Source organism: Stenotrophomonas sp. P5_B8, from assembly GCF_054049855.1.
Genome location: NZ_JBFULO010000003.1, coordinates 16,197 through 38,775, shown reverse-complemented (window position 1 = coordinate 38,775; position 22,579 = coordinate 16,197). Strand labels below are relative to the sequence as shown.

The following is a 22,579-nucleotide window of genomic DNA, read 5'->3' as shown; positions in this document are numbered from 1 at the left end:
ACCGTAGGACGATTCGATGTTCAGGCTGGGCACGCGCGCGGCCAGGAAGCGGATGTCGTCGCCGGCCGAACCGAGCACATCGAGCTTCTCGCCCTGGATGGCCGAGATCGACACCGGCACGTCCTTGGCGTTTTCCACGCGGCGCTGGGCCGTCACCTGCAGGGTATCGAGGGCGACCGGATCCTTGGCGGCGGGTGCTTCCTGGGCTGCGGCCGTCAATGGCAGCAGGGCGGTCAGAGCGAGGACGAGCGGGTGCACGGACGGAAACCGGCCGTGGGCAGTGCGGTTCGGGAACATGGCGATTAGGCTGTGTTGGGAGGGGTGGTGGACCGGCGCTACCAGACAATTGTTGCAGTACAACAACAGCGTCGCAAATTGCGGTCATTCATTAGCAGGATTCGGCCATGTCGTTGTGGACGCGGTTCGCAGATTCCCTGATGGTTGCCGGAAGCGCACACGCGGCAGGCCTCCTCCGATGCACGAAGCCGCCGCCTGGGCCAGCGCGGCGCTGAATAAGCGCTGCCGTGTCCCGCCCGGCCCGCCGTGGCTTCGGTATGCTGGCGCCCTCCGTTGCCTATTCACCTGCAGACACCCCGATGAAATCACTGCGCCGCACCCGCCTGACGCTGTCCGTTGCCCTGCTCGGCCTGCTGGCCGGCTGCGGCGGTGATCCGGTCCGCCCGACCCCGCCGCCGGTGGCTACGCCCGTGGCGCAGGCCAAGCCGGTCAGGATCGGCATCGCACTGGGTGGCGGTGCGGCCAAGGGTTTTGCGCATATCGGGGTGATCAAGATGCTCGAGGCCAATGGCTTCGAGCCGGTGGTGGTGTCGGGCACCAGTGCCGGCAGCGTGGTCGGTGCGCTGTATGCCAGCGGTATGGACGCGTTCCAGATGCAGTCCAAGGCAGTGGCCCTGGACGAGACCAGCATCCGCGATGTGCGCCTGTTCTCCGGCGGCCTGGTGCAGGGCCAGAAGCTGCAGGACTACGTCAACACCCAGGTCGGCAACCGCCCGATCGAGAAGTTCGCCAAGCCGTTCGCCGCGGTGGCCACCCAGCTGGAAACCGGCGACCGGGCGATCTTCGTGCGCGGCAACGCCGGCCAGGCGGTGCGCGCCTCCAGCAGCATCCCGGGCGTGTTCGAGCCGGTGAAGATCGGCAAGGGCAACTACATCGATGGCGGCGTGGTCAGCCCGGTGCCGGTGGATGCCGCGCGCCAGCTCGGCGCGGACATCGTGATCGCCGTGGACATCTCCAGCAAGGCCAGCGGCAAGGCGCCCACCGGCATGCTCGGCATCGTCAACCAGTCGATCTCGATCATGGGCCAGCGCCTGGGCGAGCAGGAACTGGCGCGCGCGGACATCATCATCCGGCCCAAGGTGCTGGACATTGGCGCGGCCGATTTCAGCCAGCGCAACAACGCGATCCTGGAAGGCGAGAAAGCGGCGATGGCGGTGATGCCGCAGATCCGCGCCAAGGTGCAGCAGTTGCAGCGCGCGCGCGCCGCCGCGCTCGCCCCGCCGCCGCCCAAGCCCAAGTGTGATGCACCCTCGCGCGTGGGCCGGCTGATGGGGCGCAAGGAGAAGTGCGAGGGCTGACGCCCCGCCGCCGGTGGAGCCGACCGTTGGTCGGCTGCTCCTGATGTTGGTTTCCGCGCAGTCGACCAACGGTCGACTCTACCGGGTTGGGGTGGTCGCACAGTCGACCAACGGTCGACTCTACCGGGTTGGGGTGGTCGCGCGGCCGACCAACGGTCGGCTCTACCGGGTTGGGGTGGTCGCGCAGTCGACCAACGGTCGACTCTACCGGGTTGGGGTGGTCGCGCGGTCGACCAACGGTCTGCTCTACCGGGTTGAAATGATCGTGTAAGCGACCGCCGGGCGGTTACACCACGTGATCGCGTTTGCGATCCGCATTACTCCAGCTGCGACAGCGGCAGCGCGCGGAAGTCCTTCACCGTGCGCAGCACGAAGCTGGAATTGACGTCGGCAACGCCGGCGGCATTGAGTAGCTTGTCGAGCAGGAAACTGGAGAAATGCTCCAGGTCGCGCACGTAGATGTGCAGCAGGTAGTCCATGTCGCCGGTGAGCGCATGGCAGGCCACCACTTCATCCCATTCCACGACGCTGTCGGCGAACACGCCGATGGCGTGCTGGTCGTGCTTCTCCAGCTGCACGCGGACGAAGGCCTGCAGGCCCAGGCCGATCAGGCGTGGCTCCAGCCGCGCACCGTAACCGGCAATCACCCCCTCGCTTTCCAGGCGCTGCACGCGGCGCAGGCAGGCCGACGGGGACAGGTTCACCCGGACGGCCAGCTCGGCGTTGGTGGCACGGCCGTGCTGCTGGATTTCTGCCAGTAGGCGAAGATCCGTGCGGTCGAACTGGGTATCTCCGGCCATTGCTGCTCCGCAACATGAGATGGACGCAATGATATTGCGCCAATCCGGCATATCCGCGCAACTTTGCAATCCTCTTGCGCGCCCCCTGCCCTAGCATCGTCATATGACGTCCCAGGAGACCACCACGATGGAAACCGCCACCACCCCACGCCGTGTCGAACACCAGCAGACCGACAAGGGATACGTGCCGGTCTATACCACCGCCGTGGTTGAACAGCCTTGGGACACTTACACCGCCGACGACCACGCGACCTGGAGCACCCTGTACCAGCGCCAACGCGCGCTGCTCGACGGCCGCGCCAGCAAGGAGTTCCTGCACGCCCAGGACGAGATGGGCATGAGCGCGCACATGATCCCGCGCTTCGACCAGCTCAACGAAGTACTGGGCGCGGCCACCGGCTGGACCCTGGTCGGGGTGGAAGGGCTGCTGCCGGAGCTGGATTTCTTCGACCACCTGGCCAACCGTCGCTTCCCGGTGACCTGGTGGATCCGTCGCCCGGACCAGATCGATTACATCGCCGAGCCGGACATGTTCCATGACCTGTTCGGACACGTGCCGTTGCTGATGAACCCGGTGTTCGCCGACTACATGGCCGCCTACGGGCGCGGCGGCGTCAAGGCGCATGCGATCGGCCCCGAAGCGCTGCAGCACCTCACCCGCCTGTACTGGTACACGGTGGAGTTCGGCCTGATCAACACCGACGAGGGCCTGCGCATCTACKGCGCCGGCATCGTCTCGTCCAAGGGCGAATCGCTGTACTCGCTGGAATCGGCGGCGCCGAACCGGATCGGCTTCGACCTGGAGCGGATCATGCGCACGCGCTACCGCATCGACACCTTCCAGAAGACCTACTTCGTCATCGATAGCTTCGAGCAGCTGATGCAGGCGACCGCGCCGGACTTCACCCCGATCTATGCGGCGCTGGAAGCCAAGGACCACCTGCCGGCCGGTGACGTGCAGGACGGCGACCGCGTGTTCCAGAAGGGCACAGGCGAAGGTTGGGAAGCCGGCGGCGACGTCTGATCGGTAGAGCCGACCGTTGGTCGGCTGCCGTTCGCGCGACAGTGCCGCGGGCAGCATGGATGTGGAGCAGCCGACCAACGGTCGGCTCTACCGGGGGATGGATTGAGCTCTGATAAGGTCTTGGCCCTGCCCGTGCCGCTGTCCAACGCCATGCCTCTGCCCGCGTTCCGCATCCAATCCATCCACTTCGATGCCACCCACGTACACCTGCAGCTGGCCAACGGGACGCAGGTGGCTGAGTTCCTCACGCGCAACCCGCGGCTGGAGAAGGCGTCGGCGAAGCAGCGTGCGCAGTGGGTGTTGACCGACGACGGCCTCGGCGCGAACTGGCCGGCGCTGTCGCCGGCGTCGGCCACCGGCATGGTCTACGTGCTGGACCTGCTGTGGGATGCGCGCTACGACCATGCCATGCAGCGGCTGCATGCGCTGGACTGGAGACTGGACGCGCTGTCAGCGCAGGACCAGCTGCTGGTGGCCTTGTGGCGGATGGAAGCGGACATCAACAACGGCGGCTTCATGCAGTTCCTGTGCAACTGGGGCGACCCCACCTGCCAACTGGCCCTGCAGGGGCTGCGTGCCATGGGTGCGGACCAGACCCATGCGGCGCTGGCCGGCATGCGCGGGCTGCTGGATCGTTTTGAGGATGATCCGGCGGTGACCGAGTTGAGCGATCTGTACGAGGCGATGACGCCTGCGGAGCAGGACGCGCTGGAGCAGTTTGAAGAGGCGTACTACGCACGCCCCGAGGACCTGGCCAGGCTCGGCGTGCTGCATTTCGGGCCGGAGCCGGATGCCGGCCCGCAGCAGTGAGTACGCCCGGTGCCGACCAGCGGTCGGTACTTACCGGGGATAGGCCAGCAACACCACCAGGTCATCGTCGCCCACCTGCTGCAGCGCGTGCAGGCTGCCGGTGCGGGTCAGCAGCGCATCGCCCGCCACCACGTCGTACTGCTTGCCATCCAGCACGTAGCTGCCGCGCCCGCTGACGATGTAGTAGATCTCGTCCTTGTGCTGCGGGTGCAGGCCGATGCCCGCGCCCTTGTGCAGCACGCGCTTGCGCAGCACGAACGGCAGGTCATCCTCGGCGAAGAAGGGATAAGCGGTGGTCGGCCCCGCCCCACCATGCGGCCCCGGCTGGGTCACGGCGATATCGCGCTCGTGCACGACACGCGAGGGGCTGGCGGCATCACCGCCCTGCCCCGCACTGCGCACCTCGCAGTCGATATCACGCTTCAGCGCCGACTTGAGTTCAGGCTGCAGCGCCACCCAGTCGCGCACCACCAGGCAGGCCACCGCATTGGCACCGGCGACGCTGAAATGGGTGCCATCGGCCTTGTTCTGTTCCGGGACGAACAGGAAGTACGGACGCGCGCCCTGCTCGCCCAGCGCGCGGATCCAGCGCGTGGAGGTGTCGTTGAGATCGATCAGCGCCACCTGMTCGCGCGTGGCCAGCTGTTTCATCGACTGCGTGTACAGCGCATGGGTGTCCAACAGCGAGCCGAAGTCGTACAGCAACCGGGCCGCGGGGGTGATCATCACCGGCGTTGCACCCTTGTCGCGGGCCAGCTGGACGTAGCGCATCAGGTACTGCGGGTAGGCCGTGGCCGGGTCGGTGTAGCGCGAGGGATCTTCGACCTTGGCGTCGTTGTGGCCGAACTGGATCAGCAGCACGTCGCCGCGCTGGAGCTCGCCGGCAATGGCGTCCAGGCGTTTTTCTTCGATGAAGCTGCGCGTGCTGCGCCCGCCCTTGGCGTGGTTGCGCACCTCCCACGCGGCGGGATCGAGGTAACTCTGCAGGGCCTGGCCCCAGCCGGCCTGCGGCGCGCGCTCGGGGCCGTACTCGGCGGCGGTGGAATCCCCGGCAATGAAGATGCGGTGCGGGGCGCTCAGCGCGCTGGGGGCCGCCATCAACAGCGACAGGGACAGCAGCAAACGCAACATGGTCATGCTCCTGGGTGGAGAGCTGCCGGCCAGCGGCCGGCACTACCGGGCAGATGGGATGTCCGAATGACAGATGGGCGCCCAAGGGCGCCCATCGTCTGCCCGCGTGGGCGCACCGTTCGATGGTGTCGCTTACCGCGCCAGCCAGCCGCCGTCGACCGGCAGCACCGCGCCGTTGACGTAATCCGATGCGCTGGAGGCCAGGAACACCGCCGTACCGCCGAGGTCTTCCGGGGTGCCCCAACGGGCCGCCGGGATGCGGTCGAGGATGGACTTGTTGCGGTCCTGGTCGGCGCGCAGCGCGGCGGTGTTGTCGGTGGCCATGTAGCCCGGCGCGATCGCGTTGACGTTGATGCCCTTGCTGGCCCACTCGTTGGCCAACAGGCGGGTGACGCCGGCGATACCGCTCTTGCTGGCAGTGTAGGACGGCACGCGGATGCCGCCCTGGAAGGACAGCATCGAGGCGATGTTGATGATCTTGCCGCGCCCTTGGGCAATGAAGTGCCTGCCGGCGGCCTGCGAGATGAAGAACGCGGACTTGATGTTGACGTTCATGACGTCGTCCCAGTCCTGCTCGCTGAAATCCACCGCGTCGGCGCGGCGGATCAGGCCGGCGTTGTTGACCAGGATATCCAGGCCACCGAGGCCCTCGATGGTTTCGCGGATGACGCGTTCCACCGGCTCGATGCTGATCAGGTTCGCTTCGATCGCCAAGCAGCGGCGGCCCAGCGCGGTGATGGCGGCGATGGTCTCGGTGGGCGGCTGGATGCCCGCCACGGCGACGTCGGCACCGGCGTGCGCCAGCGCCACCGCGATGCCCTGCCCCAGGCCGGTGTTGCCACCGGTGACCAGGGCGACCTTGCCTTCCAGACTGAACGGATTAGCCATTGCGTATGCGGTCCTTTTCCAATGCGGCACAGGCGCCGCCCGCACGCTGCGGGCGACGCATCGGGGTCACTTGAGCTGGCAGATGTCCAGCACGTGCATGTCGGTGTAATCCAGGTTTTCGCCGCCCATCGCCCAGATGAAGGCGTAGTTGCTGGTGCCGGCGCCCATGTGGATCGACCACGGCGGGGAGACCACCGCTTCGTTGTTCTGGATGACGATGTGGCGCTGCGCGTCCGGCTCGCCCATGAAGTGGTACACACGGTCGTTCTGGCCGAGGTCGAAGTAGAAATAGACCTCGCTGCGGCGGTCGTGCAGGTGCGGCGGCATGGTGTTCCAGACGCTGCCCGGCTTGAGCACGGTCAGGCCCAGCAGCAGCTGCGAGGACTGGCAGGTCGCCGGCACGATGTACTGGTAGATGGTGCGCTCGTTGCTGGTTTCCAGCGCGCCGCGATCCAGCGCGACGGCGTCCTTGATCGACAGCTGCTTGGTCTCAAAGCGCGCATGCGCCGGGGTCGAGGCCAGGTAGAACTGCGCCGGCGTGGCCGCGTCATCGGAGGCGAACACCACCTCGACGCTGCCCATCGCCACGTACAGGCCGTCCTTCGGGCCGAGCGTGAACACGGTGCCATCCACGGTGACGGTGCCGCTGCCGGCGCCGACGTTGATGATGCCCAGCTCGCGACGCTCCAGGAACGGGTGGCCGGCAGCGGAGGCCGGCTCGGTCTGCCTGGGCAGCGATAGCGGGCCATTGACCGGGGCGGCACCGCCGAGCACGAAGCGCTCGTAGTGGGTGTACTTCAGCGTCACCGCATCGGCATTGAACAGGCCGTCGAGCAGGTACAGCTCGCGCAGGTCGTCATTGCTGGCGCCCTTGATGGCGTCGGGATGGGTGGCGTAGTGGGTCTTGCAGTACATGGCGTCTCCAGAGCAGGGGTGGGGCAACAGGTCGGCCCCGGCGCGATTTGGTCAAAGTGTAGCGAGTTGGTAAACCGGTGTCATTTTGCAGCGCACGATAGGCCAGGGCAGGCCCGGCGTGGGGTCCATGTCAGAAAAGCCGTGCGATCGGCAACCGATTGCACGGGCGCGTGGCGACGCGTTCATCATGAACGCCCGTCGTTGCCATCGCGGCGCGGGTCAATCCTCGGGCGGCTGGCAGGAATCGCGCACGATCAGGTGCGGGCGCACGCTGGCGATCTGCAGCGCGGCCTGGCCGTCAGGCTGGATCAGCATGGCCGCGGCGGTACGCCCGGTGTCGCGGGTGTGGCGACGGACCGAGGTCAGCGACGGCCACAGGCGCGAGGCCAGCGGGCTGTCGTCGTAGCCGATGATCGACAGCTGGCGCGGGATGTTGATGCCCGCGCGCAGCGCGACCTTGTAAATACCGGCGGCCATTTCATCGTTACCGGTGAAGATGGCGGTCGGGCGCTGCTTGCCGAGCAGCAGTTTTTCAGCAGCGGCCACGCCCGATTCGAAGGTGTAACCGGCTTCGACGATGCGTGCCGGCGGCAGTTCGATACCGCGCTTGGCCAGGGCATCGATGAAGCCAGCGGTGCGCTCGTGCGCCGAGCGGTACGCGCTCGGGCCGGTGACCAGCGCGATGTCGCGGTGGCCGAGCGAGAGCAGGTAATCGGCCGCTTCGGCGGCGCCGTCGCGGTCATGGGTGACCACCATCTGCGAGGTGTCATCCAGCGGCAGCGAGGCGATGCGGGTGAAGCGACAGCCGATCTCGTCGAGCATGTCCACCAGCGCCTGGTCTTCGGACGCACGCGGCACCAGGATCACACCGTGCAGCTTCTGCTGCTGCACGAAGCGACGCACGCCCTCGATGTAACCGGGGCTGCGCGAGTCGCACGGATGCACCACCAGTTCGAAGCTGGACCCGCGCAGCGCGTCGAGCGCGCCGTACTGCATGTCCACGATGTACTGCGCGGTGGGGTTGTCGTAGACCATGCCGATCAGGAACGAGCGCCGGAACGCCAGCCCGCGTGCGAGCGGGTCGGGCGCATAGCCGACTTCGCGCATCAGCGCCTCGACCTTGTCGCGGGTGTCTTTGCGCACCAGCGGCGAGTTGTTGATGATGCGCGAGACGGTCTTCTTGGATACCCCGGACAGGCGCGCGATGTCATTGATCGTAGCGGCCTTGCCCTTGGTCAATCCGTGCGGTGGCATCGGATCGGTTTTGCTGCGCAATGACATGTCGTTCAAACCGGGGATGAGTCAGGGGATTCTAGCGGGCCGTTCAATCCAGGGCCCGGTAGCGGAAATGGCGGAACCGCACCTTGCCGTCGCCGGCGGCATACAGGGCCGGCTTCAGGGCGAGGAACTTCCCGGCCACATTGTGATGGTAGCCGGAGACTTCCATCTGAACCGGGTACTTGTGCCAGGTTTGGCCGTCGTTGCTGGTGTGAAGGGTGACGATGTGGCGGTTGTTGGTCACCCGCAGCCACAGCCTGCCGCCCTTGGCACTGGGCGCCAGCCGGGTGGGGCGCTCCTCACCGTAGCGGTGCATGACGAGGGCCTCGCCGTTGCTGCCCACGCCGGCGTACAGGCGGTCGCTGTAGAAGAGCAGGGCGCCGCCCACCGCGCCGGGGGCGATCTCCATCTCGACCTCGAACTGGTAGGCCGGATCGCCGGCGATCGCGGTCAGCGGGGAGGCATCGCGCGGGGTCTGGCCCTTGCCCTGCAGCAGCAGGCCGTCACCGCTGAAGTCCAGGCGCCGGTACTCGTCCTGGGCCGGGTTGAAGAACGACCACTGCGCGCCAAGGGCCGGGCCCCTGAAATCATCCGACAACGCCATGCCATGCGCGCCCAACGAGGTGCCCGACGGTTTGCGCAGCGGTTGGCCCAGATCGCCGCCCCTGGCCACGAACCAGCCGTCGTCGGTCCATTCGATCGGTTCCAGCAACGCCTGCCGGCCCAGGGTCCAGTACCCGTTCTCGTAGCCGTGGTACATCATCCACCAGCGCCCGTCGGTGCCTTCGATGACCGTGGCGTGGCCGCGCGACCACCACGGTTCGGCCGCCGACTGCGTGCGCACGATCGGGTTGTTGGGCGCGTTCTGCCACGGCCCGTGGATCGAACGCGAGCGCGCGGTGATCACCATGTGCCCGGTCGGCGGACCGGCGGTACCGCCGACGGCGGTGGTCATGTAGTACCAGCCATCGCGGACATTGATCTTCGGCCCTTCCTGCGCATAGGCCTCCACGTCCCAGCTTTGCGGGTATTTCCAGCCGTCGTAGACATGCTTGGGGGTGCCGACCACGCTCAGGCCGTCATCAGCCAACTGCACGTAAGCGCCGCCGCTGAGGAAGAGGTAGCGCTTGCCGTCTTCGCCCACCGCGTGACCAGGATCGATATACCCGCCCAGCCCGATGTCGATCGGCTCGCTCCACGGGCCCTGGATGCTGTCGGCCCACACCACGAAGTTGCTGCGCGCCTCGGCGGTGCGCGCGGGGAAGTAGATGAAGTAGCGGCCCTGGTGCTTGACGATGTCCGGCGCCCAGATCGCCCCGACATTCTTCGTGATTGCATGGCCCAGCGGCTGCCAGTTGACCAGGTCACGCGAGTGCCAGATCGGCAGCCCCGGGTAGGCGTCGAACGAGGACAGGGTGAGGTAGTAGTCCTCGCCATCCTTGAGGACCGACGGGTCGGGGCGGTCGCCGGCGAACACCGGGTTGAGGAAGGTGCCGTCGCCGAGATCGGCCTGGCGCTGGTTCTCGATGCCGYGCTTCCACGACGTGGCCGGTGGCGGGGCGGCGTGTGCCGTCGTGGCCAGCAGCAGGCCGGCGGCGAGGCCGGCCAGGATCTTGCTCAGGTGCATTGACATCTCCGCGTTGCAGCGTGGGGACGCGCGCGTACGTGCCGCGTCCCGGCGAGGTCCTGGCTCAGGCGCGCAACAGCGCCGGCAGCCACAGCGACAGTTCGGGGAAGAAGGTGACGATCACCAGCACGCCCAGCGCGGCGAACCAGAACGGCCAGATCGAGCGCATGCTCTCGCCGACGCTGATCTTGCCGATCGCCGTGCCGATGAACAGCACCGAGCCCACCGGCGGGGTCACCAGCCCCAGGCCACCGGTCAGCACCAGCACCAGGCCGAAGTGGATCGGATCAATGCCGTACGCCTTGGCCACCGGCAGGAAGATCGGCGTGCAGATCAGGATCATCGGCGCCAGGTCCATGAAGGTGCCCAGCAACAGCAGCATCACCACGATCATCAGCAGCACCATGAACTTGCTGTGCGCGAAGGACTGCAGGAAGTCCACCGCCGCTGCGGGCACCTCCAGGTAGGCCAGCAGCCAGCCGAACACCGCCGCGGTGGCGATCACGAACAGGATCACCCCGGTGCTGCGTGCGGCATGGGTGACCGTGCCCAGGAACTCGCGCCAGTTGAGTTGGCGGTACAGCACGGTGGTGACCAGCAGTGCGTAGACCACGGCAATGGCGGCGCTTTCCACGGCGGTGAAAATGCCCGCGCGGATACCGATGAAGATCAGCGCGACCAGGCCCAGGCCGGGCAGGGCTGAAACCATGCGCAACAGCACCGCGCGCCAGCCAGGGAACACTTCCACGCCGTAGCCGCGACGGCGCGCGACCACGTAACCGGTGACCATCAGCGCCACCGTCATCAACAGCGCCGGCACGATACCGGCAGCGAACAGATCGGCGATCGACAACCCGCCACCGGCCGCAGCCGAGAACAGGATCAGGTTGTGCGACGGCGGCACCAGCAGCGCGACCAGCGCAGCGGTGATGCTGACATTGACCGCGAAATCACGGTCGTAGCCGCGCTTGACCATCTGCGGAATCATCGTGCCGCCCACCGCCGATACATCGGCGATGGCCGAACCGGACACGCCGCCGAAGAACAGCGAGGACAGGATCGAGACCTGGCCCAGGCCGCCGCGCATGCGTCCCACCAGCGAGGACGCCAGCGAGATCAGGCGTTCGGAGATACCGCCGCGCATCATGATTTCGCCGGCGAAGATGAACAGTGGGATGGCGATCAGCGACGCCGACCCGGTGCCGGCGGAGATCTGCTGCACCAGCACCAGCGTGGGCAGGTCCAGGTACCACAGCGTGGCCAGGGCGGCCGYGGCCAGGGCAAAGGCGACCGGCACGCCAAGCAGCAGGAGTACCGCGAAAACAGTGAACAGGATCGTGATACCCATGACTCAACGGTCTCCTTCTGCAACAACGTCGGCCGGCTGTACCGCCTGCACCATCTGGTTCACCGCGAAGATCGCCATCAATGCGCCGCCGATGCACAGCGGCAGGTAGTTGATGCTCTGCGGCAGGTTGGCGCCGGCGGCCTTGATGTCCAGCCCGTCCAGCAGCAGCACCGCCGCCCACCAGGCGATGACCACGCCGAGCACGGCCACCACCAGCGCAGCGAACACATCCACCGCGCGGCGCAGGCCCGGGCCCATGTGCGCGGCCAGCAGGAAGAAGCCGAAGTGGCGCCGCGTATGCACGCCGGTGGCCGCGCCCAGGCTCATCGCGGTGGCCAGCAGCAGCAGCGTGACCGGCTCGGTCCAGCTGGGCGAATCGTTGATGACGTAGCGGGCAAACACCTGCCAGCCCTGCACCAGCACCAGCCCGAGCAGGGCCAGGACGGCAATGTGGATCGCGCCGTCGGCAAGGGCATTGAGCACGCGTTGCGGCGCGCTGACGGTGACGGCGGTGGTTTCTGAACTCATGTCGGACATCGCGGCGGGCCTCAGGCGAAGTCGCGGATGCGACGGGTGAGCGCGGCGATCTCCGGCTGCTGCAGGTACTGCTGCAACAGCGGATCGGCGGCCTTGCGGAAAGCGGGCATGTCGACCGCGTTGAACTGGATGCCGGCGTCGGCCACGGCCTGGCGCGCGGCGTTTTCCGAGGCATCCCACTGCTGGCGCATCACGTCCACCGATTCGCGCGCGGTCTGCAGCAGCAGCTGGCGGTCGGCCGGGCTGAGCTGTTCGAAGCTGTCGCGCGACATCAGCAGCACGTCCGGTGCATAGGAGTGATCGCTCTGCGACCAGTAATGCGCGGCCTCGAAGTGACGGCTGGAGTGGAAGCTGCGCATGTTGTTTTCCGCACCGTCGATCATGTGCGTCTCCATGCCCGAGAACGTGTCGCCCAGCGACATCGGGGTCGGATTGGCACCGAGCAGGCGGATCAGCTGGATGAAGATGTCCGAGGACGCCACGCGCAACTTCAGCCCGTGCAGGTCCTTGGGTTCGACGATCGGGTGCTTGGTGTTGTAGAAGCAGCGCGCGCCGGAATCGTAGATGGCCAGGCCGACCAGGTCGCGGGTTTCAAAACCGCGCAGCACCGCATCGGCGATGCCGCCATCGAGGGCGCGGCRCATGTGCGCCACCGACTCGAACACGTAGGGCAGACACAGCGCCTGGGTCATCGGGAACGCGTTGTTGAGCGCGCCGGAATAGACCCGGGTGATGTCGATGGCGCCGAAGCGCGCCATGTCGATCGCCTCGGACTCGCGACCGAGCTGGCCGGAGTGGTACTGGCGCAGCTTGAGGCGGCCGCCGGTCTTCTGCTCGAGCTGCTGGCCGATCCACTTCACCGCGGTCACGGTGGGGTAGTCGGCCACGTGCACGTCGGTGGCGGTCAGCAGGCGTGCGCCGGCGACCTCGGTGCCACCGGGACGCGAACAACCGGACAGCACGGGCACGCTCAGCGCGCCCAGACTGGTGGCAAGGAAATTTCTGCGAGTGAACATCTGCGCCCTCCCAAGCGGACTGTCCATGGCTGCACGGTTACCCGGCAGCGATGGCCCTGCAGGTAATGTCGCCGTAGCCGGCGAAACGGATCAGTGCCTGTTGGCCTACGGCGATATCGTGGATGCCGGTGGCGTTGCCGCTGGCGATCAGGTCGCCGGCCTTGAGCGGCCGCCCGCGCTGCGCCGAACGGGCCAGCGCGAACGCATAGGCGGTACGCAGTCCACCCGGCAGCAGGGTGGCGCCGCCGGTGCCGACCACCTCGCCTTCGATGCGGGTTTCCGCCCGCAGGTCGGCGTCGTCCAGGGCGGTCCAGTCGGGGATTTCCGCGCCGAGCACCAGACCGTTGTTGTTGCCGAAATCGGACACCACCACGCGCGGGCCGAGCTTGTTGATGGTGGCCAGCGGGCTGCTGGCCACTTCCACGCCGTAGAACAGCTTGGCCGGCAGCGCCTCGGCTTCCTCGGCGGTCCAGTGCAGCTTGTCGGCCGGCGCGTCTTCCAGCAGCTGGATCACGAACTCGGCCTCGACCGCACCGAAGCCGCCGACGAACACCGGAATGTCCACTGTTCCACCGGTAGCATTCCAGAGCCGGCGGGCGAAAATCGGGCCCAGCAGGCGGTCATCACCGGAGCTGTCGCGACGCTCGGCAGCGATGTAACCGACCTTCCACCCGACCACCTGGTCGTCCCACAGTCCGATCGCCTGGTCCTGGACGCGATAGGCGGTCACCAGGTCCGGCGGGATCTCACCGGGGAATTCGGGCAGCGCGCGGCCCTGTTGGCGGGCGCCGACGAAGGCGTGGGCGATCTCGCCCAACCCCTGGTCTGGCAGGTCGTGTGTGCCGTGATCGTTGCTCAAGCGGGTCTCCCGGTGAATGGTGCACTGCCCATCGACAGCGCCTGGATGAGCTGTATATGGTAAACCGGTGTCATTGGCAATGTGCAGCGCGTCAGAAGGCTGCGGCTGGGGCACGATGACCGTTCCATCCGCCCACAAGGACACCTGCCGATGCCCCGCGCTGTTCTGTTGCCATTGCTGGCCTGGCTGCTGCTGGCCAGCTCCTCTTCGATGCTGCACGCCGCCGAGCGCAGCGTACCGGCGAGCGAGCCCGCCCCGGGCAGTCCGGACCGCATCGCGCTGTGGCCGGCCGGGCAAGTGCCGGGCGAAACCGGCGCGCCGCGCACCCCGCATGTCATCGAGCGCAGCGACGACCCGGCAGTGCCGGACCGCTACATCGACGATGTGGATGCCCCGTATCTGGTCGCCTACCGTCCCAGGCAGCCCAACGGCAGCGCCCTGCTGGTGATTCCCGGCGGCGGCTACCAGCGCATCGTGCTGGACAAGGAAGGCACCGCACTGGTGCCGGCCTTCGTCGAGCACGGCGGGGTGACCCTGTTCGTGCTGCGCTACCGGCTGCCAGTCGGGCGCAGCGATCGCCAGGCCGCGTTGGCCGATGCACAGCGCGCGCTGCGCCTGATCCGCGACGGCGCGAACCGCTGGCAGCTCGATCCGGGCCGCATCGGGGTGATCGGGTTCTCCGCCGGTGGCCACGTCGCGGCGCGGCTGAGCACCGGCTTCGATCTGCCGGTGTACCCGGCGCGCGATGCAATCGACCGCCAGAGCGCGCGGCCGGACGTGGCGCTGCTGCTGTACCCGGTGATCGACATGGGGGCGCACGCGCACACGGGCTCGCGCGTTCGCCTGCTCGGCGAGCATCCCGATGCGGCGCGGGTGGCGCAGTTCTCGATGCAGGAGCACGTGCGCGCGGACATGCCGCCGACCTTCCTGGTGCACGCGCAGGACGACAAGGTGGTGGCGGTGCACAACAGCCTGGTCTACTACCAGGCGCTTACCCGGGCCGGCGTCGCCAGCGAGATGCACCTGTTCCCGCAGGGCGGGCACGGCTTCGGCGTGCGCATCCGCCCCGGGCTCACCACCGCGCAGTGGCCCACGCTGGCCCTGCAGTGGATGCAGGCGCAAGGCACGCAGGCTGCGGAGGCACGCCGATGAGCGATTCACCCGCCGATCTGCAACGCCGCCGCTTCCTGCGCGACAGCGCGCGCTACGCGGTGATGCTCGCCGCGGGCAGCCTGCCGCTGCTGTCGACGGCCGCGGCGGCGGCCCCCGGCCCACGCCGCGATGCCGCGCCGCTGGCGACGGTGCGCAGCGGACGCCTACGCGGCCAGATCGAGCAGGAGGTAAACGTGTTCCGCGGCATTGCCTACGGTGCCGATACGCGCACCCGGCGCTTCCTGCCGGCGCTGCAGGAACTGCCGTGGCGCGGCGTGCGCGATGCCAGCGCGTACGGTCCTGCCGCGCCGCAGGGCAGCAGCGAGGGTCCGGGTAGCGAAGACTGCCTGTACCTCAACGTGTGGACGCCGGCGCTGCGCGATGGCGGCAAGCGCCCGATCCTGTTCTACATCCACGGCGGCGCCTACAACAACGGCTCGGGCAGCGATCCGCTGTACGACGGCGCCGCGTTGTGCCGGCGCGGCGATGTGGTGGTGGTGACGGTCAACCACCGGCTCAACGTGTTCGGCTATCTGTACCTGGGCGCCTTCGGCGACCCGGCCCTGGCCGGCTCGGGCAACGTCGGCCAGCTCGACCTGGTGCAGGCGTTGCAGTGGGTACGCCAGCACGCGCACGAGTTCGGCGGCGATGCCGGCAACATCACCGTGTTCGGCCAGTCCGGGGGCGGTGCGAAGATCGCCACGCTGATGGCGAKGCCCGCCGCGCGTGGGTTGTTCCAGCGCGCGTGGACCATGAGCGGCCAGCAGGTGACCGCCGCTGGTCCGCGTGCAGCCAGCCAACGCGCGCGGATTGCGATGCAGGCGGTGGGTGCGGCCGACGTGGCCGCGTTGCGCGCGCTGTCCACCGAGGCACTGCTGGCAGCCACGCGGGCCCGTGATCCCTCGCGGGTGGAAGACACGGGCCTGTACTTCGGCCCGGTGCTGGATGGCGCAGTGTTGCCGGTACATCCGTTCTGGCCGGAGGCGGCCGCGCAGTCGGCCGGCATCCCGATGGTGATCGGCAACACCCACGATGAAACCCGCGCCTTCCTCGGCAACGACCCGGCCAACTTCTCCCTTACTTGGGAGACCTTGCCGGCCAAGCTGGAGAAGGAGCAGTACACCGACCTGCTGCCTTCGACCGTGATCGCCGAGTACCGGCGCCTGTATCCGCACTACACGCCCTCGGACGTGTTCTTCGCGGCGACCACCGCCGGGCGCTCGTGGCGCGGTGCGGTGGAAGAACTGGAGGCGCGTGCACGCCAAGGCGCACCGACCTGGGCCTACCAGCTGGATTGGGGCTCACCACTGGACGGGGGGCGGTTCGGTGCCTTCCACACGCTGGACATCCCGCTGGTATTGGACACCACCGACCGGCCGGGTTCGCGCACGGGCGATGGTGATGACGCCCGGCAGGTGGCCGCATTGATGAGCGAGGCGTTGATCGCGTTCGCGCGGCATGGCGATCCCCACCATGCGGGACTGCCACGGTGGGACAGGTACTCGCTCGATCGCCGCGAGACGATGCTGTTCGACCGGACCCCGCGCCAGGCCGACGATCCACGCGGGGGCGAGCGCGAGCTGTACAGGCAGGCGCCTTTCATCCAGCGCGGTACGTTCGGGTGATGGCATGCGGGCCGAATACGACCTGGCGCGCGGTTCGTTTGATAGGCGTTAGGCACTTTTTCGTCGATTTTAATTGGCGTTACGCTTGATTCGACCCGATCTGTCGTGATTCCCGTCAAACATGGCGTTCACCGTGATCGCCTAGACTGGGGACATGCACGATTTCCGCGACCCGTTTCCCCCGTTCCACGGACGTGATCGATTGATTGCCGCCGTCGATCACGCGGTACAGCACGATGATGCCCACCAGATCGCCGCCACGCTGCGCCACGCGCTGCGCGAGGCGATCGCCGACAGCCGCATCCAGCTGCCCGCCTGCGTGCACCACCCGATCGAAGACCACTACGCGCGCCGCGAGCTGTACCGCAGCGCCGCGCACGGCTACAGCATCGTGGCGATGAGCTGGGGGCCGGGGCAGGGCACGCCACTGCACGACCACAGCGGCCTGTGGTGCGTGGAAGGGGTGTGGCTGGGCCAGCTGGAAATCACCCAGTACCAGCTGCTGGAGCGCGACGGCGAGCGCTTCCGCTTCCGCGCACAACCGGCCATCCTCGGCGACTGCGGCAGTGCCGGCAGCCTGATCCCGCCGCACGAGTACCACACCATCCGCAACACCAGCGCTGAGGATCTGGCGATCTCGGTCCACGTCTACCAGGGTGAAATGACCCGCAGCGCGGTGTTCGAGCCCGACGGCGGCGACTGGTACGCGCGCCGCGTGCAGGTGATGGAAACCGACGCGGCGTGATCCGGTCGTGCCGGGCCCTGCTCGGCAACGACGCAACCCGGCGCATCATGCGCCTCTTCGCGTGCCGGCCTGTCATCTCCCGCGAAGGGCAGCCGAGCGTGGCTCGGCTCTAGCCGGGGGCGGGCGTGGATAATCCGGTGGTGCTCCCGGAGTTCCCGATGTCCACCCATCCGTTCCAACAGGTCAACGTGTTCAGTGCCGATCCGCTGCTGGGCAATCCGCTCGCGGTGGTACTCGAGGCGGACGGCATCGATGACGCGCGCATGGCCGCGTTCGCGCGCTGGACCAACCTCAGCGAAACCACCTTCGTGCTGCCGCCGACCGATCCGCGCGCGGACTACCGGGTGCGCATTTTCACCACGCTGGAGGAACTGCCATTCGCTGGCCACCCCACCCTGGGCAGCTGCCACGCGTGGTTGGCGCAGGGCGGGGCGCCCCAGGGCGAGGAGATCGTGCAGGAATGCGGTATCGGCCTGGTGCGGATCCGCCGCAGCGACGCCGGGCTGGCATTCCTGGCACCGCCGCTGCTGCGCGGCGGGCCGCTCGATGCCGCGCTGCGCGATCGCGTACGCAGTGCCCTGGGGCTGGCTGCCGAGGACGTGCGGGAGGCGCGCTGGGTGGACAACGGCACCGGTTGGCTGGCACTGCGCCTGCGTGACCGCGCCACGGTGCTGGCGCTGCAGCCGGACTACACCCAGCTGGACGGTTTGAAGGTGGGGGTGTTCGGGCCGTGGCAGGCCGACGACGGCGACGCGGCCCGGTTCGAGAGCCGCGCCTTGATCGCTGGCGACGGCGCGCCGGAGGATCCAGCCACTGGCAGCCTCAATGCCGGTATCGCGCGCTGGTTGCTCGAGGAAGGGCAGGTACCGGACCGCTACGTGATCAGTCAGGGCACCGTGCTGGGACGCGCCGGGCGGCTACAGGTGGAGCGGGTGGGCGATGCGCTGTGGATCGGCGGGGCCTGCGTGACCTGCATCGCGGGCACGGTGACGGTGTAACCGGGGATGGGGCGCGTGCTTCGTTCGGGGGTCATGCCAACATCACCGGTTGCAGGTCCATCGGCAGTCGATCGGGATGCGGCCCGGGCGGCGCGTATCGCTGCGCGTTTGCGCGTGTGCAGCCTCATCAAGGCATGCAGGACCTCCACACCGGCACGTGCGCTTGACCCCATCACCCTGCATCACCGCCGCAGACCGGTACCACTGACAGGCGCACGCAGCCTCGGCAGGGTCGCACCCCGAACGACCGCCGGTCTCCGCCGGCGGCACGGGAATGGCATGACCCCCACCGCTGTTGCGCTGTTGCGCGCGTCAGTCCAACACGACCACGTTATTGCGCTGGGTCACCTCGGCGCCGCCATCGGCCAGCATCACCCGCACGCGCAGGCCGCTGTGCTTTCCCAACGGCAACGGCAGGCGCAGCGTATGGGTCTTCGGCACCAGGTCACTGGGCGCGGCCATTGTCGGCACCGCGCTGCGGGCGATCTCGCGCCCGTTGGCGTCTTCCAGCAGCACCACGCCCGCGCCGGTGGCCACATGCCCCAGGCTGTGCACGGTCACCTGCACCTGGCCCGCATCGACACGCACATCGCCGCGACCGATGCCCAGGTCGGGGCGCTGCTCGACCGGCTGCCCGGCCTGCACCAGCTCGAACTCGAACACCTGGGCCTGGCCGGGGAAAAAGCGCAGCACCGTGGACGCGCTGCGCTCCAGCGTCAGCTCACGCACACTGGCCTTGCCGTCGATGCGGTCATCGCCATCGCGGTCAATGCCGCTGGTCATCCGCCACTGCCCGGCGGTGACATTCCAGGCGGTCATGTCCGCTTCCACCGCGCGTTTGCCCAGGTTGTAGGCGATCACCTTGAAGCGCGCCGGCGACGGCGCGTGCACCAGCAGCGCCACCTGTTCGGCGGCATCGGGCTGGGCGAAGCGCCAGCTCACGGTGTGCCCCGGCCAGCTCTGGTTGCGCTTGAGCGCGATGCCGCCCAGCCGTGCACGCTGGAGGAACTCGCTCGGCGCTTCGACCCGGTCGGACCACCAATGGCCTTCGGTATTCATGTACTCGCGTTGCGCCTTGGCCTGGATGCCGTCGGCGTGCAGGGCTTCAAGGTATTTCTTGTCGCCACTGGCCTGCCACGCCATCAGGCTGGAGAAGCCGGTAGTGCCCGCATCGGCATCGGCGATCAGGCGCGGGTTCCACTCCCCGCCCCGGCCTAGCACCTCCACGTAGTTCTCGCCCAGGTTGGACAACGCACCCGGGCCGCCGCGCTCGACGCGATAGTCCAGCGCCTTGAGGTACTTCGCATCGCCGCTCCAACGCCACGCGGCCCAGAAGGTGTGCATGACATCGCCACCGCCGGACCCGTTGTTGAGCTCGCCGCCGCGGGTCTTGCCCGTGGCCCAGTGGATCTCGTTGGGCAGCGCCCAGCGCCCTTTGTCGTCGGTGTAGGCATGGGCGAGGTAGCTGTCGGCCAGGCCGGTGACCAGCTTGCGGCTGGTGGCATCGGCGTTGTACTGGCCGATCAGGAACGCCGGATGCAGCGCCGGGAACGAGTACGGCTTCTGCCACTGCCAGTTCGGCTCGCGGTAGACCTTGTTACCGCCGTACCAGTTGCTGGAGAACAGCAGCTGGCCCTGCGGGTTGGGCAGGATGATGCGTTCGTCGAAGGCCTTCACCGTCTCCATCAGCCGCTCGACGGTGAGCGGGTCGCCCCAGTTGAGGTAGAGCATGGCGCTGTTGGTGTTGATGCCTTCCTCGTAGGCATGCAGCTCGTCGGTTTCGATGGTGCTCAGGCCATTGCTGAACATGCCATTGCGGTACACCGCATCGGACAGCGCGGTGAGCGAGGCATTGAGCCGGTCCGGCTGCACGCCCATCAATGCCAACCCGGGCCACTGCTGGGTTAGGTCGGAATCATCGGAGATGCCGCCACCGAAGTCGCCGTAGGCGATCTGGCGGTTGTCGATCCACCAGTCCACGAAGCGACGTACGTATTTGAGGTCTTCGGTCTGCGCGAATGCCCACTGCGGCACGCCCTTGGGCGCTATCGGCGCGACGAAGGGCGGTTTGCCCTGGCTGTTGTAGCTGATGTAGTTCCAGTACAGCCGGCCGAGTTCGTGGTCCGGATCGACCCGCAGCAGATCGGTCAGGTCGGCATAGACGCGTGCATACAGACGCTGGCGCTTGGAGGTGGTGTGTTCCTCGACGAGAAAGCCCCAGTTGTCGCGCGCCTGGTTGAAGCGGTCGGCCACGTGCTCCTGCTTGGCTTCTTCGCGGTCCTTGTAGACCATGCGGATCTCCGCACCGTCCAGCGAGGCGGCGTTGAAGCCCGGTGCGGCCGAGGCGATGGACAGCCACAGGCTGTCGGCGGTGAGGATGCGGTCGCGCAGGTCCAGCCACAGCGTGCGCTTTTCGCCCGGTTTGACCGATACCGACACATCGATCATGTCGCGCGCCGGCCAGATCGGGTCCTTGATGCGGAGGTTGAGCGGGATCAGGCCGTCGATCGTGGCGGGCAGGTCCAGCGCGGGCAGGTCGATGGCCACGCCGTCCAGGCCGTCATGCATGTTCTCCCAGCTGTAGGCCCAGCTGCGGATCAACGGCTGCGYGGCCGGCGCATCGGCCACCCCGGAAGGGATCAGCACGTGCACGATCGGCAGCGGCTGCGCGGGCAGGGTATCGGCACTGCGGCGACGCGAACCGGCGCCCTTGGGCAGGGCCATCACCGTGCTGCGTTCGGCCGCCGGGAAACGGCCGTCGATGTACTGCCGCAGGCCGGCGATGTTGAGGTAGTCCGGCAGGGCCTGGCTGTCGATGACGTAGCGCTGCTTGACCGTGCCGGCGGGCTCGGGCGCCGCACTGACGTCGTAGGCCCAGATTTCCTGGATGGGGGTTTCCTGTTCGGTATTGCGAAAGTGCAGTACGCCGCCGGTCTGCGCGGGGATGTCATCGACGCTGCGCACCACGCCCTGGCGGCGCTGCAGCAGCGGCGTCGGCGACTGGCCGTCGTCGCCATGGCTGAGCGTGCCGAACGCGGCGCCGCGCACTTCGATGCGGTTGACGGTCTCACCCGGCGGCAGGGTCAGGTCAAGCTGCTTCCCGCCGTCGACGTAGGTGTTCCAGTCCGGCAGCTGGAAGTAGTCGTTGCGGCCGGGCAGTCGCGAACGGTTGTACACGCCGGGCCAGGTGGTCTCGGCGATGCCGTCGGTGGCCTTCCACATCCACTGCTTGTGGTCCTTGGTATCGGCGAACTCGACCTTGCGGATGCGCGTGGTCGGTGCAGTCAGCGCTGGAGGCGCCGCGTTGTCCCAGCCGAAGCGATGGCGCCAGGCACGCATCGGATCGGGCGCGGCCACGGCCGTGGTCGGTGCCGTATTGCGTGCCAGCGCGGCCATGCCGGCCGGGTCGAGCAGGCGGTCGTAGACGCGGATCTCGTCCAGGTCGCTGCCACGCAGGAAGTTGTAGCGGCTCTGCACCTGGTAGGGCGCCATCACCCGCCCGGCCAAGCCGAGCTGGTCGAGCGCGGCGTCGTAATCGGCGGTGGTTTCCTGGCGTGCCACTTCCTTGCCATCGACGTACAGGCGTACGCCGTGGTCCTCGTCCCAACCGAAGGCGATGTGCTGCCACTGCTGCGGTGAGGGAGTGTGGTCGAGCGTGAAGGAAACCCGCGTGCGGGCCAGGTTGGCGTCGGTGACGAACGCGTCGAAGCCGTGGCCGTTCCAGTCGATGCGCAGCCAGGCCATGTCCCAGCTGCTGTGGTCGGCGTAGCCGACCCGGAAAATCACGAACGGCGCTTCACCCACCGCATAGCGGGGGCGCCAGAAGAAGCCGAGCGTGCCACGCTGGGCCTGGATGTTGCCGGGCGCGTTCCACGAGAGCACGCCGTCGTCTTCCCACTGGATCGCTGATCCGCGCGCGCCATCGGGCACGCGTTTGACCTTGTCCAGGAAATTGGGGACCGCATCGCCCTGCGCGGTGTCGGCGGTAAAGCCGTTGTCGGCCGAGACGTGGAACAGCAGCTGCGGTGCCGGCTGTGCCCAGGCGCCGGCGCTGCCTCCCAGCAGCATCCACAGCAGGCTGGCCGAAAGACGGGTGCGACGGGGCGAACGGACAGCGTGCAGCGGCATGGCAGGTTCCTTTCGACAGCTCAACGTTACGGCGGTGGCGCGGGGAGCTGGATCGAAGGCAGTGCCGGTGCGCTGCGTGCGGGCGCGCAGCCTCCCCGCCGCG

At 67.9% G+C, this 22,579-nt stretch carries 19 protein-coding genes and 1 pseudogene; 8 read left to right on the top strand and 12 right to left on the bottom strand.

The genetic code is table 11. The features are described 5' to 3' along the window. Positions 1-297 (bottom strand): annotated as a pseudogene (locus ACXJKH_RS00435) (TonB-dependent receptor); the annotation flags it as partial. A gap of 299 nt (positions 298-596) precedes the next feature. On the opposite strand from ACXJKH_RS00435, the gene ACXJKH_RS00430 reads away from it, so the two are divergent. Both ACXJKH_RS00430 and ACXJKH_RS00425 read left to right on the top strand, forming a co-directional pair. After that, entirely contained in the window at positions 597-1,595 is a 999-nt protein-coding gene (locus tag ACXJKH_RS00430; protein ID WP_457317872.1) for a patatin-like phospholipase family protein, read from the top strand. 43 nt (positions 1,596-1,638) lie between these two features. Further along, the gene (locus ACXJKH_RS00425; protein ID WP_457317871.1) at positions 1,639-1,866 is read left to right on the top strand and encodes a hypothetical protein; all 228 of its coding nucleotides are present in this window, start codon (positions 1,639-1,641) and stop codon (positions 1,864-1,866) included. A 46-nt stretch (positions 1,867-1,912) separates the two neighbouring features. On the opposite strand, the gene ACXJKH_RS00420 is transcribed toward ACXJKH_RS00425, so the two are convergent. After that, positions 1,913-2,395 (bottom strand): Lrp/AsnC family transcriptional regulator, encoded by a 483-nt coding sequence (locus tag ACXJKH_RS00420; RefSeq protein ID WP_256776630.1) that lies wholly within the window; start codon positions 2,393-2,395, stop codon positions 1,913-1,915. Between the two features lie 127 nt (positions 2,396-2,522). Here ACXJKH_RS00420 and phhA point away from each other — a divergent pair, with 127 nt between their 5' ends. After that, a complete protein-coding gene (gene phhA / locus ACXJKH_RS00415; protein ID WP_457317873.1) occupies positions 2,523-3,419 on the top strand; it encodes a phenylalanine 4-monooxygenase in 897 nt (298 codons plus the stop codon). A 120-nt stretch (positions 3,420-3,539) separates the two neighbouring features. Continuing rightward, complete coding sequence (locus ACXJKH_RS00410; RefSeq protein ID WP_457317870.1) at positions 3,540-4,229, top strand: DMP19 family protein; 690 nt, start codon at positions 3,540-3,542, stop codon at positions 4,227-4,229. A 30-nt stretch (positions 4,230-4,259) separates the two neighbouring features. Here the strand turns inward: ACXJKH_RS00410 and ACXJKH_RS00405 are convergent, their stop codons facing one another. The 9 genes from ACXJKH_RS00405 to ACXJKH_RS00365 form a co-directional block, all read right to left on the bottom strand. Then, positions 4,260-5,360: a GDSL-type esterase/lipase family protein gene (locus ACXJKH_RS00405; RefSeq protein WP_457317869.1), complete on the bottom strand. Its 1,101-nt coding sequence runs from the start codon at positions 5,358-5,360 to the stop codon at positions 4,260-4,262. Between the two features lie 132 nt (positions 5,361-5,492). Then, positions 5,493-6,248, bottom strand: coding sequence for a 2-dehydro-3-deoxy-D-gluconate 5-dehydrogenase KduD (gene kduD, locus ACXJKH_RS00400; RefSeq protein ID WP_457317868.1), 756 nt, complete (start codon positions 6,246-6,248; stop codon positions 5,493-5,495). Between the two features lie 66 nt (positions 6,249-6,314). Then, a complete protein-coding gene (kduI, locus tag ACXJKH_RS00395) occupies positions 6,315-7,163 on the bottom strand; it encodes a 5-dehydro-4-deoxy-D-glucuronate isomerase (RefSeq protein WP_256776626.1) in 849 nt (282 codons plus the stop codon). Positions 7,164-7,382: 219 nt separating this feature from the next. Beyond that, positions 7,383-8,444, bottom strand: coding sequence for a LacI family DNA-binding transcriptional regulator (locus ACXJKH_RS00390; RefSeq protein ID WP_457317867.1), 1,062 nt, complete (start codon positions 8,442-8,444; stop codon positions 7,383-7,385). A 43-nt stretch (positions 8,445-8,487) separates the two neighbouring features. After that, positions 8,488-10,068 (bottom strand): family 43 glycosylhydrolase, encoded by a 1,581-nt coding sequence (locus ACXJKH_RS00385; protein WP_457317866.1) that lies wholly within the window; start codon positions 10,066-10,068, stop codon positions 8,488-8,490. A gap of 64 nt (positions 10,069-10,132) precedes the next feature. After that, entirely contained in the window at positions 10,133-11,416 is a 1,284-nt protein-coding gene (locus ACXJKH_RS00380) for a TRAP transporter large permease (protein WP_457317865.1), read from the bottom strand. A 3-nt stretch (positions 11,417-11,419) separates the two neighbouring features. Beyond that, positions 11,420-11,953 carry a TRAP transporter small permease gene (locus ACXJKH_RS00375; protein ID WP_457317864.1) on the bottom strand — a complete coding sequence of 178 codons (534 nt, stop codon included), beginning with the start codon at positions 11,951-11,953 and terminating at the stop codon, positions 11,420-11,422. Between the two features lie 11 nt (positions 11,954-11,964). Beyond that, positions 11,965-12,969, bottom strand: a complete 1,005-nt coding sequence (locus ACXJKH_RS00370; protein ID WP_457317863.1) for a TRAP transporter substrate-binding protein — start codon at positions 12,967-12,969, stop codon at positions 11,965-11,967. A 37-nt stretch (positions 12,970-13,006) separates the two neighbouring features. Next, the gene (locus ACXJKH_RS00365) at positions 13,007-13,828 is read right to left on the bottom strand and encodes a 2-keto-4-pentenoate hydratase (protein WP_457317862.1); all 822 of its coding nucleotides are present in this window, start codon (positions 13,826-13,828) and stop codon (positions 13,007-13,009) included. 150 nt (positions 13,829-13,978) lie between these two features. Between ACXJKH_RS00365 and ACXJKH_RS00360 the strand changes: the two genes are divergently transcribed. The 4 genes from ACXJKH_RS00360 (at position 13,979) to ACXJKH_RS00345 (ending at position 18,348) form a co-directional block, all read left to right on the top strand. Next, positions 13,979-14,980: an alpha/beta hydrolase gene (locus ACXJKH_RS00360; protein ID WP_457317861.1), complete on the top strand. Its 1,002-nt coding sequence runs from the start codon at positions 13,979-13,981 to the stop codon at positions 14,978-14,980. After that, entirely contained in the window at positions 14,977-16,605 is a 1,629-nt protein-coding gene (locus ACXJKH_RS00355; RefSeq protein ID WP_457317860.1) for a carboxylesterase/lipase family protein, read from the top strand. The genes ACXJKH_RS00360 and ACXJKH_RS00355 overlap by 4 nt, the downstream gene beginning before the upstream one ends. 154 nt (positions 16,606-16,759) lie before the next feature. Further along, complete coding sequence (locus tag ACXJKH_RS00350) at positions 16,760-17,350, top strand: cysteine dioxygenase (protein ID WP_457317859.1); 591 nt, start codon at positions 16,760-16,762, stop codon at positions 17,348-17,350. 158 nt (positions 17,351-17,508) lie between these two features. Further along, positions 17,509-18,348 carry a PhzF family phenazine biosynthesis protein gene (locus ACXJKH_RS00345; protein ID WP_457317858.1) on the top strand — a complete coding sequence of 280 codons (840 nt, stop codon included), beginning with the start codon at positions 17,509-17,511 and terminating at the stop codon, positions 18,346-18,348. A 312-nt stretch (positions 18,349-18,660) separates the two neighbouring features. Here the strand turns inward: ACXJKH_RS00345 and ACXJKH_RS00340 are convergent, their stop codons facing one another. Continuing rightward, entirely contained in the window at positions 18,661-22,476 is a 3,816-nt protein-coding gene (locus tag ACXJKH_RS00340; RefSeq protein WP_457317857.1) for a LamG-like jellyroll fold domain-containing protein, read from the bottom strand. Between the last annotated feature and the right edge of the window lie 103 nt (positions 22,477-22,579).

Coding starts and splice junctions, on each gene's coding strand:
- ACXJKH_RS00430 (WP_457317872.1), top strand. CDS start 597: ATGAAATCACTGCGCCGCACCCGCCTGACGCTGTCCGTTGCCCTGCTC.
- ACXJKH_RS00420 (WP_256776630.1), bottom strand. CDS start 2,395: ATGGCCGGAGATACCCAGTTCGACCGCACGGATCTTCGCCTACTGGCA.
- ACXJKH_RS00345 (WP_457317858.1), top strand. CDS start 17,509: ATGTCCACCCATCCGTTCCAACAGGTCAACGTGTTCAGTGCCGATCCG.
- kduI (WP_256776626.1), bottom strand. CDS start 7,163: ATGTACTGCAAGACCCACTACGCCACCCATCCCGACGCCATCAAGGGC.
- ACXJKH_RS00375 (WP_457317864.1), bottom strand. CDS start 11,953: ATGTCCGACATGAGTTCAGAAACCACCGCCGTCACCGTCAGCGCGCCG.
- ACXJKH_RS00425 (WP_457317871.1), top strand. CDS start 1,639: ATGTTGGTTTCCGCGCAGTCGACCAACGGTCGACTCTACCGGGTTGGG.
- kduD (WP_457317868.1), bottom strand. CDS start 6,248: ATGGCTAATCCGTTCAGTCTGGAAGGCAAGGTCGCCCTGGTCACCGGT.
- ACXJKH_RS00390 (WP_457317867.1), bottom strand. CDS start 8,444: ATGTCATTGCGCAGCAAAACCGATCCGATGCCACCGCACGGATTGACC.
- ACXJKH_RS00360 (WP_457317861.1), top strand. CDS start 13,979: ATGCCCCGCGCTGTTCTGTTGCCATTGCTGGCCTGGCTGCTGCTGGCC.
- ACXJKH_RS00350 (WP_457317859.1), top strand. CDS start 16,760: ATGCACGATTTCCGCGACCCGTTTCCCCCGTTCCACGGACGTGATCGA.